At 71.8% G+C, this 14,276-nt stretch carries 17 protein-coding genes; 13 read left to right on the forward strand and 4 right to left on the reverse strand.

Going from position 1 to position 14,276, the window contains the following annotated elements:
• Positions 1–214: 214 nt before the first annotated feature.
• Complete coding sequence (locus AVJ23_RS08700; RefSeq protein ID WP_099045490.1) at positions 215–1,330, reverse strand: cytochrome c3 family protein; 1,116 nt, start codon at positions 1,328–1,330, stop codon at positions 215–217.
• 178 nt (positions 1,331–1,508) lie between these two features.
• Between AVJ23_RS08700 and AVJ23_RS08705 the strand changes: the two genes are divergently transcribed.
• The 13 genes from AVJ23_RS08705 to AVJ23_RS08765 all read left to right on the forward strand — a co-directional run bounded on the left by AVJ23_RS08705 (position 1,509) and on the right by AVJ23_RS08765 (position 11,826).
• Positions 1,509–2,777: a Na(+)-translocating NADH-quinone reductase subunit A gene (locus AVJ23_RS08705; protein ID WP_058861789.1), complete on the forward strand. Its 1,269-nt coding sequence runs from the start codon at positions 1,509–1,511 to the stop codon at positions 2,775–2,777.
• Complete coding sequence (locus AVJ23_RS08710; protein WP_058861790.1) at positions 2,774–3,556, forward strand: RnfABCDGE type electron transport complex subunit D; 783 nt, start codon at positions 2,774–2,776, stop codon at positions 3,554–3,556. Before AVJ23_RS08705 ends, AVJ23_RS08710 begins: the two co-directional genes overlap by 4 nt.
• Positions 3,543–4,337 (forward strand): FMN-binding protein, encoded by a 795-nt coding sequence (locus AVJ23_RS08715; RefSeq protein WP_058861791.1) that lies wholly within the window; start codon positions 3,543–3,545, stop codon positions 4,335–4,337. The genes AVJ23_RS08710 and AVJ23_RS08715 overlap by 14 nt, the downstream gene beginning before the upstream one ends.
• 3 nt (positions 4,338–4,340) lie before the next feature.
• Entirely contained in the window at positions 4,341–5,000 is a 660-nt protein-coding gene (locus tag AVJ23_RS08720; protein ID WP_058861792.1) for an NADH:ubiquinone reductase (Na(+)-transporting) subunit D, read from the forward strand.
• Entirely contained in the window at positions 4,997–5,611 is a 615-nt protein-coding gene (gene nqrE, locus AVJ23_RS08725; protein ID WP_058861793.1) for an NADH:ubiquinone reductase (Na(+)-transporting) subunit E, read from the forward strand. The genes AVJ23_RS08720 and nqrE overlap by 4 nt, the downstream gene beginning before the upstream one ends.
• Positions 5,608–6,831 (forward strand): NADH:ubiquinone reductase (Na(+)-transporting) subunit F, encoded by a 1,224-nt coding sequence (gene nqrF / locus AVJ23_RS08730; RefSeq protein WP_058861794.1) that lies wholly within the window; start codon positions 5,608–5,610, stop codon positions 6,829–6,831. The genes nqrE and nqrF overlap by 4 nt, the downstream gene beginning before the upstream one ends.
• A gap of 3 nt (positions 6,832–6,834) precedes the next feature.
• Positions 6,835–7,803 (forward strand): FAD:protein FMN transferase, encoded by a 969-nt coding sequence (locus AVJ23_RS08735; protein ID WP_058861795.1) that lies wholly within the window; start codon positions 6,835–6,837, stop codon positions 7,801–7,803.
• Positions 7,800–7,979: a hypothetical protein gene (locus AVJ23_RS08740; RefSeq protein WP_058861796.1), complete on the forward strand. Its 180-nt coding sequence runs from the start codon at positions 7,800–7,802 to the stop codon at positions 7,977–7,979. Before AVJ23_RS08735 ends, AVJ23_RS08740 begins: the two co-directional genes overlap by 4 nt.
• On the forward strand, positions 7,976–8,368 hold the full coding sequence (locus AVJ23_RS08745) for a CBS domain-containing protein (protein WP_058861797.1): 393 nt from the start codon (positions 7,976–7,978) through the stop codon (positions 8,366–8,368). Before AVJ23_RS08740 ends, AVJ23_RS08745 begins: the two co-directional genes overlap by 4 nt.
• Positions 8,369–8,438: 70 nt before the next feature.
• Positions 8,439–9,170 carry a PIG-L deacetylase family protein gene (locus AVJ23_RS08750; RefSeq protein ID WP_058861798.1) on the forward strand — a complete coding sequence of 244 codons (732 nt, stop codon included), beginning with the start codon at positions 8,439–8,441 and terminating at the stop codon, positions 9,168–9,170.
• Between the two features lie 22 nt (positions 9,171–9,192).
• Positions 9,193–9,864, forward strand: coding sequence for a 4-carboxy-4-hydroxy-2-oxoadipate aldolase/oxaloacetate decarboxylase (locus tag AVJ23_RS08755; RefSeq protein ID WP_058861799.1), 672 nt, complete (start codon positions 9,193–9,195; stop codon positions 9,862–9,864).
• Positions 9,857–10,921 (forward strand): 4-oxalomesaconate tautomerase, encoded by a 1,065-nt coding sequence (locus tag AVJ23_RS08760; RefSeq protein ID WP_058861800.1) that lies wholly within the window; start codon positions 9,857–9,859, stop codon positions 10,919–10,921. The genes AVJ23_RS08755 and AVJ23_RS08760 overlap by 8 nt, the downstream gene beginning before the upstream one ends.
• 17 nt (positions 10,922–10,938) lie before the next feature.
• Positions 10,939–11,826, forward strand: coding sequence for a DUF1932 domain-containing protein (locus tag AVJ23_RS08765; protein ID WP_058861801.1), 888 nt, complete (start codon positions 10,939–10,941; stop codon positions 11,824–11,826).
• A gap of 8 nt (positions 11,827–11,834) precedes the next feature.
• Here AVJ23_RS08765 and AVJ23_RS08770 read toward each other — a convergent pair whose 3' ends face one another.
• Genes AVJ23_RS08770 through AVJ23_RS08780 form a run of 3 tightly spaced genes read right to left on the reverse strand, consistent with a single transcriptional unit; the run spans position 11,835 to position 14,241 of the window.
• On the reverse strand, positions 11,835–12,512 hold the full coding sequence (locus tag AVJ23_RS08770) for a transporter substrate-binding domain-containing protein (RefSeq protein WP_084794398.1): 678 nt from the start codon (positions 12,510–12,512) through the stop codon (positions 11,835–11,837).
• A complete protein-coding gene (locus tag AVJ23_RS08775; RefSeq protein WP_058861802.1) occupies positions 12,509–13,582 on the reverse strand; it encodes an isocitrate/isopropylmalate dehydrogenase family protein in 1,074 nt (357 codons plus the stop codon). Before AVJ23_RS08775 ends, AVJ23_RS08770 begins: the two co-directional genes overlap by 4 nt.
• The gene (locus AVJ23_RS08780; RefSeq protein ID WP_058861803.1) at positions 13,579–14,241 is read right to left on the reverse strand and encodes a GntR family transcriptional regulator; all 663 of its coding nucleotides are present in this window, start codon (positions 14,239–14,241) and stop codon (positions 13,579–13,581) included. The genes AVJ23_RS08775 and AVJ23_RS08780 overlap by 4 nt, the downstream gene beginning before the upstream one ends.
• Between the last annotated feature and the right edge of the window lie 35 nt (positions 14,242–14,276).

The raw sequence follows: 14,276 nt of genomic DNA on the forward strand, positions 1-14,276 counted from the left end.
CTCTGGACGGGCGGGCGTGTCCCGCGCCATCCGGCCGTCGCGTCAGGAACCCTGCGTGATGGGGAACTGAGATCGGTGTGCGCTGATGGCCCGGACCGGGCACGGCATGCTCACGCGGCAGCGCAGCGCTGCGGGACAGATGCATGTTCGGTGCGGCAATGTCAAGCCTTGGCACGGATCGCCCGCCCCGGCGGGGGCGGGCCGGGGGGATGGCTCAGCGCAGGATGTCCAGCGCCTCGCCCCCCATCGCGGTGTTCAGATCCTCGATGGAATCATAGAGCAGCTCCAGCGCATAGGGCGGGTTATGCGCGAAGTTGCCCGGATCGGCGGTCACCAGCTTCCAGTTATAGGCCGTGCGCAGGCTGCGCGGGGTCCAGGCGTCATAGGCCACCGGCTTGCCGTCGGTCATGTCGGCCCGGCCGTCGCCATTGGCGTCGGTGAAGAAATACGGATAGCGCCCGCCATCATAGACCACCGGCACGCCGGCCACCTCGGCGGTATAGGCCTCGATCAGGTCCATCAGCCGCGCCGCGTTGGCCGCGATGTCCGAGCGGATGCCGACCGAGGTGTTGCCGCTGCCGTCATAGCTTTGCCGGGCGATGCGGATCGCCTCGGGGCTGTCGGCCTGGTGACAGGTCAGGCAGGGCTCGAAGGCCACTTCCAGCGTGTGCGGCTCGTGGCAGGAATTGCAGGTCGAGACCGGTCGCGCGTGGAAGAACCGGCCTGAATAATCCTGCCCCTCGTACTGGTAGCCGGCCCCGCCATAGCCGCCCAGCCAGGTCGCCGCGGCGGTGGCGTAGTGCGGGTTGATGAAGCGCAGCGACGGGTCGGTCGTGTCCAGCGGCTTGTCCGCGATGGCCGCCATCACGTCGGTGCCGGCCGTGCGGCCCTGGTGGCAGGTCATGCACGAGGCCTCGACCCCGGTGACCGGATGGTTGAGCCCGCTGGGAAAGGTCACGGTCTCGATCTCGGCCAGCCCCGAATGGTGGCAGGTGCCGCAATCCACCACGCCGCCCGGCTCGATCGGGCCGTCGACCATGCCGGCCTGCGTGCCGTCCAGCCCGTGGAAATCGCGGAAGCCCTCGCCGGAATGGCAGGTGGCGCAGGCGGGGCGGATCTCTTCATCCTCGTCCCAGTGGCGGAACGCCTCGGCCGCCGCATCGGCATGGGCCGAGCGGAACCAGTCGCTGATCGCCTTGTTGTTGTCGATCGAGATCTCGGCCGGCGTGAAGGGCCCGGCCTGCGGCAGGGCAAAGGGAATCTCGGTCCCGTCCTCCGGCGCGTCGACGCTGTCCTGCGCCCGGGCCGGTTCGCTGCCCGTGAGCAGCACGAGACACGCGGCGGCGGTAATCGTGATCAAAGAAAATGCAGATTGTTTGCGCATGTTCCCACCCCTGATGAAAATGCGAAATGGACGCTTTCAAGAAAGCATATACATGCTAAGATTGCACGTAATTTCGGGCCGGAGCCGTGGTCCACAAATGTGATTGTAGCGTAACGGGGAAGGCATGATCAGTCTCGCGGTCCGCGCCGGTCTGAGCCCGGGGTTTTCGCCCACACCACCCGATGACAGCGCGATCGAGGAGGTCGTGACCGCCGAGGCCGGGCTGCGGCCGCCTGCACATGTGACGTTGCGCGTGACCCCGCTGGTCGAGGAAGACGCCTGCGTGCCCCGTGGCGCCCCGGTCGCCTGCCTGCGCGACGCACCCGACATCTGCCTTGTCGCGCCCATGCCGGCCCGGGTGGCCCGGATCACCCTGCAGCCCGGGCGCAAGCTGACGGAGATCGTTCTGTTCCACGACGAGGGCGGTGGCGTGCAGCGCCACGACGTCTCGGGCTCCAGCAGACCGGCCGGGCTGCGCGCGCTGATGCAGCGGGCCGGGCTCTGGCCCTGGCTGCGCCGGCGGCCCTTCGGCGGCATGCCCGCGGTGGACGAGGTGCCGGCGGCGATCCTCGTGATGGCGGTCGACACCCGCCCCGCGGCACCGGATCCGCTGGTCGCCATCGCCGGGCGCGAGGAGTCCTTCGAACGCGGGCTGCGGGCGCTGAAACGGCTGACCGAGGGGCCCGTGCTGGTCTGCCACGCTGCCGGCCGCGAGGACGCGATCCCGGCCATGGGCGTGCGCGTGCAGCCCGTGCCCGTCGGGCCGCGCCATCCGCAGGGCGCGGCCGGGATCCGGCTGCACGAGGCGTGGCCCGCCGGCCTGGACGCCCCGGTCTGGGACCTGCATGCCGAGGACGTGGCCGCGCTGGGACGACTGCTCGAGACCGGCACCCTGCCGATGAACCGGCTGGTCAGCGTTGCCGGTCCCGCCCTGCGCGCGCCGCGGCTGGTGCGCACGCAGCCGGGCGCCTCGCTGCGGGGGCTGAGTTTCCACGATCTGCACCCGGGCGCGCATGTCCTTTTGTCGGGCGATCCGCTGGGCGGGCACCCGGCCGAGTGGCTGGCCCCGCGCGACCGGCAGGTCAGCGCCTTGTCGCGGCCCGAGGCGGCCGCCCCGCCGCATTGGCTGATCCGCGCGCTGACCCGCTCGGCCCGGCCGCGCCCGGTCATCCCCACCGCCGCGCTGGACCAGGCCTTTGGCGCGCAGATCCCCGCCGCCGCCTTCGTGCGCGCGCTGAGTGCCGGCGATGACGAGATGGCGATGAAGCTGGGCGCCCTGTCGCTTCTGGAAGAGGACGTGGCGCTGGCCGATTACGTGCTGGGCGGCGAGGCCGACCTGCAGGGCATGCTGCGCGTCATGCTGGACCGCATCCGCACCGAGTTCGCGGCATGATCCGGGGGCTCTGGACGCGCGAGACCGTGGCTCTGATGCTGCTGGCCGCCTACCTGCCGCTGGCGGTATTCTGGCTGGGCCATGGCGGCGGCGCTGCGGCGCTGCGCCTGGCGCTGGCCGTGCTGGTCATCGCGGGCTGGAACCTCGTCTTCATGCTGGCCCGGGCGCAGCCGCCCTCGGCCGCGGCGCTGGTCACCGCGCTGGCCGTGGCCATGCTGGCACCCGAGGGGCTGAGCGTGGTGCAGATGGTGCTGGGGATCAGCTTCGGCACCGTCATGGGCGAGCTGGTCTTCGGCGGCTGGGGGCGCAACGTGGTCAACCCGGCCACGGTCACGCTGTCCTTCCTGGGCTTCGGCTTTCCCGGTGCGCCCTGGCCGGATTTCGTCGACCCGGTGGCCTGGGCCGCGATCCCCGCCGCGCTGATCGGCCTGGCCAGTGGCACGCTGCCGGGCGCGCTGCTGGTCTCGGCCGCGCTGGCCGGGGGCGGGCTGGCCTGGGCCGGGCTGCTCGACCCCGATGTGCTGCCGGCCGCGGGCATCGTGCTGGTGCTGCTGGTGGCCGACCCGGTGACCAGTGCCGCCACCACGCTGGGGCGCTGGCTGAACGGCGCGCTCTACGCGGGCCTGATGGCGCTTTTCGCCACCGGCTGGGCGGGCGCCGCGCCGGTGCAGATGGCCGTGGCCGCCGCGCTGCTGGCGGCGCTGGCCGCGCCGCTGCTGGACGAGACCGCCCTGACAATCTGGTTTGCCCGACGCAGGAGACGCCATGGCCGGCTCTGAGTGGAACCCCTGGCGGCGCTTCCTCGCGCTGCCCAATGACAGCCGCACCAAGACGATCGGCATGGCCTTCCTCGTCTCGGCGCTCTGCGCGGTGATGGTCAGCGGCGCGACGGTCGTCCTACGCCCGATCCAGGCCGCCAACCGCGCGCAAGAGGAACAGGCCAGGATCGAGGCGCTGGTGCGCGGCATTCCCGGCATGGCGCCGCTGCTCGAGGCCTCGGGCGGGGCGCTCAGCACCGTGGTGATCGACCTCGACACCGGGCGCGCGGCTGAGGATGTCAGCCCCGCCACGCTGTCCACCGCGCTGGACGATCCCGCGAATTGGACCGCGCTGGACCCCGGGGCCGACCCGGCCGGGCTGGGCCGGCGACCCGACCTTGCGCAGATCTTCCTGCTGCGCGAGGGCGACGCAGTGTCGCTGGCGCTGCTGCCGGTGACCGGCACGGGTTATGGCGGGCGCATCGACGCGATCCTTGCGCTGTCGGGCGACATGAACACCGTGGCGGGCATCGCCGTCACCAGCCATTCGGAGACGCCGGGCCTGGGCGGGCGCATCGACGAGCGCGCCTGGCAGCTGGATTTCGCGGGCACCGAGATCCGCGACGAGACCGGCGAGATCCGCTTCCAGGTGGCGCATGGCGCGGCCACCACGCCCTACGAGGTCGACGGCATCACCGGCGCCACGCGCACCGGGGGCGGCGTCACACGGATGGTGCGGTTCTGGCTGGGCCCCGAGGGCTACGGGCCGTTCCTGCGCGCGGTGCAGCGCGGGGAGTTCTGAGCCATGGCCACCGATTACCGCGCCATCCTGACCGACCCGCTGATCCGGCAGAACCCGGTGACGCTGCAGATCCTCGGCATCTGCTCGGCCTTGGCGGTGACCACCTCGCTGGCCACGGCGCTGACCATGTCGGTCTCGCTGACCGTGGTGCTGACGCTGGCCGCCGGCATCATCAGCGCGATCCGGCGCCACATCCCCGACAGCATCCGGCTGATCGTGCAGATCGTTATTGTCGCCTCGCTGGTCATCGTCATCGACGAGATCCTGCAGGCCTACCTGGCCGAGATCAGCCGCGCCCTGTCGGTCTATGTCGGGCTGATCACTACCAACTGCCTCGTGCTGGGCCGGACCGAGGCCTATGCCCGCCACAATGCCCCGCCCGCGGCGATGGTCGACGCCTTCGGCAACGGGCTGGGCTATTCGCTGGTGCTGATCGTGATCGGCGGGCTGCGCGAGCTCTTTGGCAAGGGCGAGCTGTTCGGCATCCAGGTGCTGCCGCTGGCCGAGGCAGGCGGCTGGTTCACGCCGCTCAGCCTGATGCTGCTGGCGCCCTCGGCCTTCTTCCTGCTGGGCGGGCTGGTCTGGGCGGTGCGCAGCCTCTGGCCCGCGCAGGCCGAGGCGCCCGAGCACACGCCGCCCCTGCGCAACGAGCCCGCGGAATGAGCGATCTGTGGTCCCTCTTCCTGTCGGCCGCCTTCGTCGACAACATGCCGCTGGCGCTGTTCCTCGGCCTGTGCACCTTTCTTGCCCTGTCGCGCCGCACCGAGAGCGCGCTGGGTCTCGGCATCGCGATGACCGGCGTGCTGGGCGTGACCGTGCCGCTGAACCAGCTGATCCATGACGGGCTGCTGGCCCCCGGCGCCTGGGCCTGGGCCGGGCTGCCGGATCTCGACCTGTCCTACCTCGCGCTCATCGCCTTCATCGGGGTGATCGCGGCCACGGTGCAGCTGCTGGAGATGGTGCTCGACCGCTTCTTCCCGGCGATCCACGCGGCTTTCGGGGTCTTCCTGCCGCTGCTGACGGTGCAATGCGCGATCCTCGCCGGCAGCCTCTTCATGGTCGAACGTGACTATACGCTGGCGCAATCGGCGGTGTTCGGGCTGGGCAGCGGGGCGGGCTTTGCCGTCGCGGTCGTCATGCTCAGCGCGATCCGGGCGCGGCTGGCCTATGCCGACCTGCCCGACGGGTTGCGGGGCCTCGGCATCGCCTTCGTGCTGGCCGGGCTGATGTCGCTGGGCTTTGCCGCCTTCGGCCAGATGGCGGCGGGCCAATGACCGAGGTGCTGGTCGGATGCGCCATCATCGCGGCGCTGGTGGTCGGGCTGACCGTGCTGTTGCTGCTGGCGCGGCGCGGGTTGATCCCGCAGGGCGGCATCATGGTGACGGTCAACCGCGCCATGCCCGTGGCGGCCAAGCGCGGTGACAAGCTCTTAGGCGTGCTGCACGGGGCGGGCGTGGCGATCCCGGCGGCCTGCGGCGGATCGGGCACCTGCGGGCTCTGCCGCGTTACCGCCACGGGCGAGGGGGCAGGTGCCCCCCAGGCGACCGAGCGCGGCGTGCTGTCACCGCGCGAACGCCGTGACCACGTGCGGCTGGCCTGCCAGACCACGCTGCGCGGCGATTGCGCGGTCGAGGTGCCCGATGACATCCTCAGCGCGGGCGGGGGGTATGTCGCCACCGTCGCCGCGACCCGGATGCTGGCGCCGCTGATCCGCGAGATTGTGCTGGACCTGCCGCCCGAGCGGCCCGCGACCTTCCATGCCGGCGACTTCATGCAGATCACCGCGCCGCCTTTCACGCTGGATTTCGCCGCGCTGGACCTGCCCGAGGCCTTCCGCGAGACATGGCACGCCAATGGCTGGCGCACGCTGCGCGCGCAGTCCGAGACCTCGGTCACCCGGGCCTATTCGCTGGCCACACGGCCGCAGGATACGGGGCGCGCAGTGTTCAACATCCGTCTCGCCGTGCCGCCCGCGGGGCATGAGCACGAGCTGCCGCCGGGCGTGGTGTCCTCGTGGCTCTTCTCGCTGCAGCCGGGCGATCCGGTCACCGTGTCCGGCCCGTTCGGAGAGTTCCACGTCCAGCCCACCGAGCGCGAGATGGTCTTTGTCGGCGGCGGGGTCGGCATGGCGCCGCTGCGCGCGATGATCCACCAGCAGCTGGACCGCGGGACCGGGAGGCGCATCCGCTATTTCTATGGCGCGCGCAGCGGCGCCGACCTGTTCTATGTCGAGGAGTTCGAGGCGCTGGCCCGGCAGCATGGGAATTTCACCTTCACCCCGGCCCTGTCGGACCCGGCGCCGGGCGACCAGTGGCGCGGGGCGACGGGCTTCATCCACCAGACGCTGCGCGCCGAGATGGCCGGCCACCCCGCGCCGGAGGAGTGCGAGTACTACCTCTGCGGGCCGCCGGTGATGATCTCGGCGGTGCTCTCGACGCTCGACCGGCTGGGGGTCGAGCCCAGCTCCATCTTCTACGACGATTTCGGGACCTGAGCCATGCGTGACCTTCCTCTCTCCCTCTCCCGACGCCGCGCGCTGGGCCTTGCTGGCGCTGCCGCGCTGTGCCCGAAGGCCGCGCTGGCCGAGGGGCTGGAGCATCTTTCCGGCCGGGCCTTCGGCACCTCCTGGCAGATCGTCGCGCCGCGGGGCGCCGGGCTGGCCCGGTTGCGGCCCGGGATCACGGCGCTGTTCGACGCGATCGATGCCGAGATGTCGCCCTGGCGGGCCGACAGCACCCTGTCGCGCTTCAACGCCGCACCGGTCGGCACACATGCCACGGGGCCGGGGCTGCGCGCGGTCACGGAGGCCGCGCTGCAGATCGCGCGGGCCAGCGACGGCGCTTTCGACCCCACGGTTGGCCCGCTCGTGGCGCGCTGGGGCTTCGGGCCGATCCCGGGTGCGGGGGCAGGCGACTGGCGCGCGCTGCACGTGGCGCCGGGCGGGCTGGCCAAGGGAGAGGGCGCGGGCACGCTGGATCTCTGCGGCATCGCCAAGGGCCACGCGCTGGACCGCGCGGTGGAATTGGCCGCGGCGGCGGGCGTGACCTCGGCGCTCTTCGATCTGGGGGGCGAGCTGAAGACGCTGGGCCATCACCCGTCCGGGCGCGACTGGCGCGTCGCGGTCGACACCCCGGCCGGTGCCGCGCGCATGGCACTACGCCTGCCCCCGGGCCGGGCCGTCGCCACCTCGGGGCAGGCGGCGCAGGGCTATGTGCTGAACGGTGTGCTCTACAGCCACATCATCGACCCCGCCGCCGGGCAGCCGGCCCGCAGCGCGCTGCACGGCGTCACCGTCACCGGACCGGACGCGATGGTGGCGGATGGCTGGGCCACGGCGCTCTTTGCCGCGGGGGCCGATCGCGGCACGGCGCTGGCCCGGTCGCTTGGGCTGGCCGCGCTCTTTGTGCCGGCCGATCCGGCGCGCGCACCGGTCGCCACCGGCGCCATGAAGGAGGTACTTCTGTGATCGAGATGCTCTTTGCCATCGGGATCTTCGCGCTGGGCGCCGCTGGGCTGGGCCTCGGGCTTGCGCTGGGGCGCGATGCGCCGCGCACCTCCTGCGGGGCGGCCGCGCGCCATGCCGGGGCGCGCTGCGCCGATTGCCCGCTGCGCCATGCGGGCGATGCGGAGCCGGGGTCATGAGCGCGATCCCCATCCAGTCCATCATGCGCCGTGACGTGCCCTTCGTGATGCCCGGTGACCCGATCCGCCGCGCCGTGGCCCAGCTGGTCGCGGCGGACAGCCCGGTCGCCGTGGTGCGCGACGCGGGCGGTGCGATGGTCGGCCTGCTGACGCAGAAGGACTGCTTCCGCCCTGTGCTGCATGCCGGCTATTATCAGGAATGGACGGGCCAGGTGGCCGATTTCATGTCGCCCGAGGTCGTCTCGGTCGCGGCCGACGAGGACCTGATGCACGTGGCCGAGATGTTCCAGGCGCACCCGCACCGGGTCTTCCCGGTCCTGTCCGCGGGGCAGGTCGTGGGGCTGGTCCATCGCTCCGACGTGCTGGCCCGCCTGCTGCGCGAGGGCTGAGCGCCCCTCTGGCCATTCCCGCGCGCCCGGTCGATACTGCCGCCAAGGGCAGGATGGGAGGACGACCCCGATGGAGAGCAGGAAAAGCGCGCTGGTGATCAGCGCCCATGCGGCCGATTTCGTCTGGCGCTGCGGCGGGGCCATCGCGCTGCATGCCGAGAAGGGCATGGATGTCACCGTGGTCTGCCTGTCCTTCGGCGAGCGTGGCGAAAGCGCCCGGCTGTGGAAGGAGGGCAGGACCCTGGACGAGGTCAAGGCGATCCGCCGGGCCGAGGCCGAGGCGGCCGCCGCGGCGCTGGGTGTGCATCGGCTGGACTGTTTCGACCTTGGCGACTACCCGCTGGAGCTGACCCGCGCCGACAAGGACCGCCTCGTCGCGCTGATCCGCGAGGTGCAGCCCGCCTTCATGCTCAGCCATTCGCAATACGATCCCTACAACACCGACCACATGTACACCACGCAGGTGGCGCTGGAATGCCGCATGATCGCGCAGGCCTGGGGGCACGAGCCCGGCCAGCAGGTGCTGGGCGCGCCGCAGCTCTACCTGTTCGAGCCGCACCAGACCGAGCAGATGGGCTGGAAGCCCGACACGTTCCTCGACATCACCCCGGTCTGGGAGCGCAAGCGCGCCGCGATGGAGGCGATGCAGGGGCAGGTCCACCTGTGGGACTACTACACCCGCGTGGCCGAGCAGCGCGCCAACCATTTCAAGCGCAATTCCGGCGGGCAGGCGGGCGGGCGCGACTGCCGCTATGCCGAGGCGTTCCAGTCTGTCTTTCCGCGCACCGTGGACGCGCTCTGACCTCGTCACGAAAGGAGATCCCATGGCCGTTGTCGTGCAGACCCCCGACCGCGCCGCACCCGATCTGGTCGCCCGGCTGGGCGCCGCGGGCGTGGCCACCGTGCACGAGGCGCAGGGCCGCACCGGGCTGATGTCGGCGCGCATGCGCCCGATCCAGCAGGATTTCGGCCTGGCCGGCACCGCCGTGACGATCAGCGCACCGCCCGGCGACAACTGGATGGTGCATGTGGCGATCGAGCAGCTGCGCGACGGCGACATCCTTGTCCTCGCGCCCACCGCGCCCTGCGACATGGGCTATTTCGGCGACCTGCTGGCCAGCTCGGCCATGGCGCGGGGCTGCCGGGGGCTGGTGATCGACGCGGGCGTGCGTGACACCCGCGAGTTGCGCGCTATGGGTTTTGCCGTCTGGTCCACCGCGATCTCGGCGCAGGGCACGGTCAAGGAGACGCCGGGCTCGGTCAACGTGCCGGTGGTCTGCGCGGGGGCGCTTGTGCATCCCGGTGACGTGATCGTGGCCGATGATGACGGGGTCTGCGTGGTCCCGCACGCGCAGGCCGCTACGGTGGCCGAGGCCGCCGAGGCGCGGCTGGACGCCGAGGCCGCCAAGCGCGCCCGACTGGAGGCGGGCGAGCTGGGGCTCGAACTCTATGACATGCGCGGAAGGCTGGCCGAGAAGGGCCTGCGCTATGAGTGACGGGGTCCGCTGCATGTGGATGCGCGGCGGCACCTCCAAGGGGGGCTATTTCCTGGCCGGTGACCTGCCGGCCGACCCGGCGGCGCGCGACGCGCTGCTGCTGGGGATCATGGGCTCGCCCGATCCGCGCCAGATCGACGGCATGGGCGGCGCCGATCCGCTGAGCTCCAAGGTGGCGGTGGTGCGCCCCTCTGCGCGGGAGGGGGTCGATCTGGACTATCTCTTCCTCCAGGTCTTCGTCGACCGGGCCGTGGTCTCGGACGCGCAGAACTGCGGCAACATTCTTGCCGGCGTCGCACCCTTCGGGATCGAGCGCGGGCTGGTCGTGGCGCGGGACGGCGAGACGCCCGTGACCATCCACATGGAAAACAGCGGCCAGACCGCCGTGGCGCGCGTGCAGACCCCGGGCGGACGGGTCAGCTATGATGGCACGGCCCGGATCGACGGCGTGCCGGGCCAGGCCGCGCCGGTGCCAATCGCCTTTCGCGACACGGCGGGCGCCAGCTGCGGCGCGCTCTTCCCCACGGGCCATGTCATCGACCGGATCGAGGGGGTGGAGGTCACGCTGATCGACAACGGCATGCCCTGCGTCCTGCTGCGTGCCGCGGATCTCGGGCTGCGCGGCGACGAGGCGCCGGAGGTGCTGGAGGGTGATGCCAAGCTGCGCGCCCGGCTCGAGGCGATCCGCCGTGCCGCTGGACCGATGATGGCCCTGGGCGATGTCACGGATGCCTCGGTGCCCAAGATGACGCTGGTCAGCCCGCCCCGCGCGGGCGGGGCGATCGCAACCCGGACCTTCATCCCGCATCGCTGCCACAAGGCGATCGGCGTGCTGGGCGCGGTCAGCGTGGCCACGGCCTGCCTGACACCGGGCGCCGTTGGCCACGACATGGCCGCGATCCCCGAGGGGCCGGTCAAGGCGCTGCCGATCGAGCATCCGACCGGGGAAATGACGGTGCTGGGCCACGTGGAGGACGGCGAGGTCCGGCTTGCGGAGGTGCTGCGCACGGCGCGCAAGCTGATGGACGGCGTGGTCTTTCCCGCGCCGCCGCGGTGAGACAGGGGGACAGGGACATGCGGATCGCGTTCATCGGGCTGGGCGAGGCGGCCAGCGCCTTCATCACCGGCTGGGGGCCGGAGCGCGCCGGGCAGATCACGGCGTTCGACCGCAAGACGGCCGATCCGGCCACGGCGGAGGAAATCACGGATCGGGCCGCGTCGCTGGGCGTGACCGCCTGCGCCAGCCCGGCCGAGGCGCTGGCAGGGGCCGAGCTGGTCTTCTCGACCGTCACCGCCGATCAGGCCATCGCCGCGGCCGAGGCCTGTGCCCCGCACCTGCCGGAGGGCGCGCAATGGTGCGACCTGAACAGCTGCGCGCCGGCCTCCAAGGTGCATGCGGCGGGGCTCATCACCCGAGCCGGCGGGCGGTATCTCGACGTGGCGGTCATGGCGCCGGTGCATCCCCGGCTGAACATGGTGCCCTGCCTCGTCTCGGGGCCCGAGGCGCGGGCCATGGCGCCGGTGCTGGACGGTTTGCCCATGGCGCTGCGCGTGGTGGGCGACGCGGTCGGGCGTGCGTCCTCGATCAAGATGGTGCGTTCGATCATGGTCAAGGGGCTGGAGGCGCTGACCGCGGAATGCACGCTGGCCGCGCAGGCCGCGGGGGTGGCGGACGAGGTGTTTCCCTCGCTGGCCGCCGCCTCGCCGCCCATCGACGTGCCCGCCCGCGCCGCCTACAATTTCGAACGCAGCCTGCGCCACGGCGCCCGGCGGGCCGCCGAGATGGACGAGGTCGCTCGGATGCTGCGCGACCTCGGCCTGCCCGATGCCATGGCGCGGGCCACCTCGGAGTGGCAGGCGCGGCTGGCCGCGACCGGCGTGACCCCGCCCGAGGGCGCGGATTTGCCTGACCATGACTGGTTTGCCGAGGCGATCCTGCAGGCCTTCGGACGAAAAGGCTGAGCGCCGGCTCAGCCGCTTAAGGCGCGCGAGACAAAGCCGTCCTGCAAGGCCTCGGCCACGAAGGCGTCCAGCGCGGTGATAGCCGGATTGTCCGGGCCGGGCAGGACCATGGCCTGCTCCACCCGGGTCAGCACGCCGGGCAGGATGCGGATCTCGGGACCCTCTGCGAAGAAACGGTCCAGCGAGGCGCGCACGCCAGCCACGACATCTGCCCGCCCGTCGCGGAAGGCGGCGAAGCTCTCGGGCGGGGTGCCGAAACGGTCCAGCGTCGCGTCGCGCAGGTTGGCGGTCAGGTACATGTCATAGGCCGAGCCGATCGAGGTCAGCACGCGCAGCCCGGGCCGGTCGATCTCGTCGACGTCGCGGATCGGTGCGTCGGCGCGCACCGCGCAGGTTGCCTCGATCACGTGGTAGGGGCGGGTGAAGCTGACACGCGCGGCTCGCAGCGGGTCGATGGCGAGGAAGGCCACGTCCCACCGGTCCTGCAGCGCATCGTCGAAGACGCGGCCCGCGCCGGGATAGACCACCGGCTCCAGCCGCGCGCCGATCCGCTCGGCCAGCCGCGCCGCCAGCGCCGGGCTGACGCCGCCCAGCTGCGCGCCCTCGACCCGGACCAGCGCCCGGTTCCCGGTGTTGATCGCGGCGCGCAACACGCCGTTGCGCGCGAGGCCGTGCAGGGCGCTCATGTGCCGCCCATCCGCGCCACGAGTCGCGCCGCAAAGCCCGAGGTCGTGCCTTGCCCGCCAAGGTCGGGCGTGCGCGCCTCCGGTTCGGCCAGCACCGAGTCCAGCGCCGCCGCGATCTCCTGCGCGGCCTCGTGAAAGCGGGCTTGTCCAGAGCGCGTGCCCAGCCAGTCCAGCAGCATCGCCGCCGAGCCGATCAGCGCCGCCGGGTTCGCCCGGTCCTGCCCGGCAATGTCAGGCGCCGAGCCGTGCTGGGCCTGCGCCATGGCGCGGGCTTCCCCGGCGTTCAAAGAGGAGGCCACCCCGAGGCTGCCCGACAGTTCCGAGGCGAGGTCGGACAGGATGTCGCCATACATGTTCGTGGTCACGATGACGTCGTAGCGCTCGGGCGCGCGCACCAGATGCGCGGCCATCGCATCGACCAGCACCTCGTCATAGGTGATGCCGGGACAGCGCGCGGCGACCTTGCGGGTCTCTTCCAGGAACAGCCCGTCGGACAGGCGCAGCACATTGGCCTTGTGCACCGCCGTCACATGGGCCGCCGGGCGGGTGGCCGCGGCGGCAAAGGCGGCCTCGGCAATCCGGGCCGAGGCGCGGCGGGTGATCTTGCGCAGGGCCAGCGCCATGTCCGGGTCGGGCATCACCTCGCCCGGGCCCGTGGCCATGTTGCGGTCGGCATAGAAGCCTTCGGTGTTCTCGCGGAAGATCACCAGGTCGAAATCCGTGCGCGCCGGGGCGGGCAGGGCGGCACGGGTGCGGGCGGGGCGGATATTGGCGAAGAGGTCCAGCCGGATGCGCAGCGCGCCCGAGGGGTTCACCCCGCCCTCGGCCACCGGCGGGTAGGCATTGTGAGAGACCGGCCCCAGCACCACGCCATCGGCCGCCAGGGCCTGCGCCACAACCGCGTCGGACAGGGTGGTGCCGTGGCGCTCCAGCGCGGCAAAGCCGATCGCTGCGGTCTCGAAACGCAGGCCAAGGCCGTGGCGCGCATCGGCTGCCTCCAGCACGGTGCGGGTGGCGGCGACGATCTCGGGGCCGATCCCGTCGCCGTCGAGCATCAAGAGCCGTGTCATGTGGCATCTCCCGTTCGCAATTGCCGCAGCCGCGCGCGATGCGCCGCCTCGATATGGGCGCGCATGCTGGCCTCGGCCCGGTCGCCGTCGCGGGCGCGCAGCGCGTCCAGAAGCGCCGCGTGCTCTTCCATGGCGCGCTCGGCGCGGTCGCCTTCCTCCATGGTCGAGGGGCCGAGGATCAGCATGGTCTTCTGCAGGCTGTCCACGGATTTCACCAGAAAGCGGTTGCGCGCGGCGTTCAGCAGCACCCGGTGAAACTGGCGGTTGGCCTCGTAGAGCTGCGCCGTGTCGCGCCCGGCGCGCATCTCGTCATTGATGGTGGCCAGCTCCGACAGCTCGATCTCGGAGGCCGCGCGGGCGGCAAAGCGCGCCGCCGTGCCCTCCAGCACCGAGCGCATCTCGTAGAGCTCGGTGATCTCGGCATAGTCCAGCCGCCGCACCGTGGCGCCCGAGCGGGGCTGGTGGCTGACCAGCCCGTCGGATTCCAGCTGGCGGATCGCCTCGCGGATCGGCGTGCGCGAGATGCCAAGCCGCTTGGCCAGCTCGGTCTCGATCAGCCGCGCGCCGGGCTTCAGCTCGCCCGCGCGGATCGCCTCGACCAGCCGGTCATGGGCATCCTGCCCCTGCCGCGTGACCCCCTTGTCCTGTCCGGCGGTCATTTTCGCCTCTCCCTCTTTCGTTTATGGATACACGT

The sequence above is a fragment of the Pseudoponticoccus marisrubri genome (genome assembly GCF_001482405.1).
Lineage (GTDB): Bacteria > Pseudomonadota > Alphaproteobacteria > Rhodobacterales > Rhodobacteraceae > Pseudoponticoccus > Pseudoponticoccus marisrubri.

What these genes read in the sequence shown, in the direction of transcription:
- AVJ23_RS08770 (WP_084794398.1), bottom strand. Translation starts at nt 12,512, where the DNA reads ATGAGCGCCCTGCACGGCCTCGCGCGCAACGGCGTGTTGCGCGCCGCG.
- nqrF (WP_058861794.1), top strand. Translation starts at nt 5,608, where the DNA reads ATGACCGAGGTGCTGGTCGGATGCGCCATCATCGCGGCGCTGGTGGTC.
- AVJ23_RS08775 (WP_058861802.1), bottom strand. Translation starts at nt 13,582, where the DNA reads ATGACACGGCTCTTGATGCTCGACGGCGACGGGATCGGCCCCGAGATC.
- AVJ23_RS08745 (WP_058861797.1), top strand. Translation starts at nt 7,976, where the DNA reads ATGAGCGCGATCCCCATCCAGTCCATCATGCGCCGTGACGTGCCCTTC.
- AVJ23_RS08715 (WP_058861791.1), top strand. Translation starts at nt 3,543, where the DNA reads ATGGCCGGCTCTGAGTGGAACCCCTGGCGGCGCTTCCTCGCGCTGCCC.
- AVJ23_RS08750 (WP_058861798.1), top strand. Translation starts at nt 8,439, where the DNA reads ATGGAGAGCAGGAAAAGCGCGCTGGTGATCAGCGCCCATGCGGCCGAT.
- AVJ23_RS08760 (WP_058861800.1), top strand. Translation starts at nt 9,857, where the DNA reads ATGAGTGACGGGGTCCGCTGCATGTGGATGCGCGGCGGCACCTCCAAG.
- AVJ23_RS08735 (WP_058861795.1), top strand. Translation starts at nt 6,835, where the DNA reads ATGCGTGACCTTCCTCTCTCCCTCTCCCGACGCCGCGCGCTGGGCCTT.
- AVJ23_RS08765 (WP_058861801.1), top strand. Translation starts at nt 10,939, where the DNA reads ATGCGGATCGCGTTCATCGGGCTGGGCGAGGCGGCCAGCGCCTTCATC.
- AVJ23_RS08720 (WP_058861792.1), top strand. Translation starts at nt 4,341, where the DNA reads ATGGCCACCGATTACCGCGCCATCCTGACCGACCCGCTGATCCGGCAG.
- AVJ23_RS08705 (WP_058861789.1), top strand. Translation starts at nt 1,509, where the DNA reads ATGATCAGTCTCGCGGTCCGCGCCGGTCTGAGCCCGGGGTTTTCGCCC.
- nqrE (WP_058861793.1), top strand. Translation starts at nt 4,997, where the DNA reads ATGAGCGATCTGTGGTCCCTCTTCCTGTCGGCCGCCTTCGTCGACAAC.
- AVJ23_RS08755 (WP_058861799.1), top strand. Translation starts at nt 9,193, where the DNA reads ATGGCCGTTGTCGTGCAGACCCCCGACCGCGCCGCACCCGATCTGGTC.
- AVJ23_RS08780 (WP_058861803.1), bottom strand. Translation starts at nt 14,241, where the DNA reads ATGACCGCCGGACAGGACAAGGGGGTCACGCGGCAGGGGCAGGATGCC.
- AVJ23_RS08710 (WP_058861790.1), top strand. Translation starts at nt 2,774, where the DNA reads ATGATCCGGGGGCTCTGGACGCGCGAGACCGTGGCTCTGATGCTGCTG.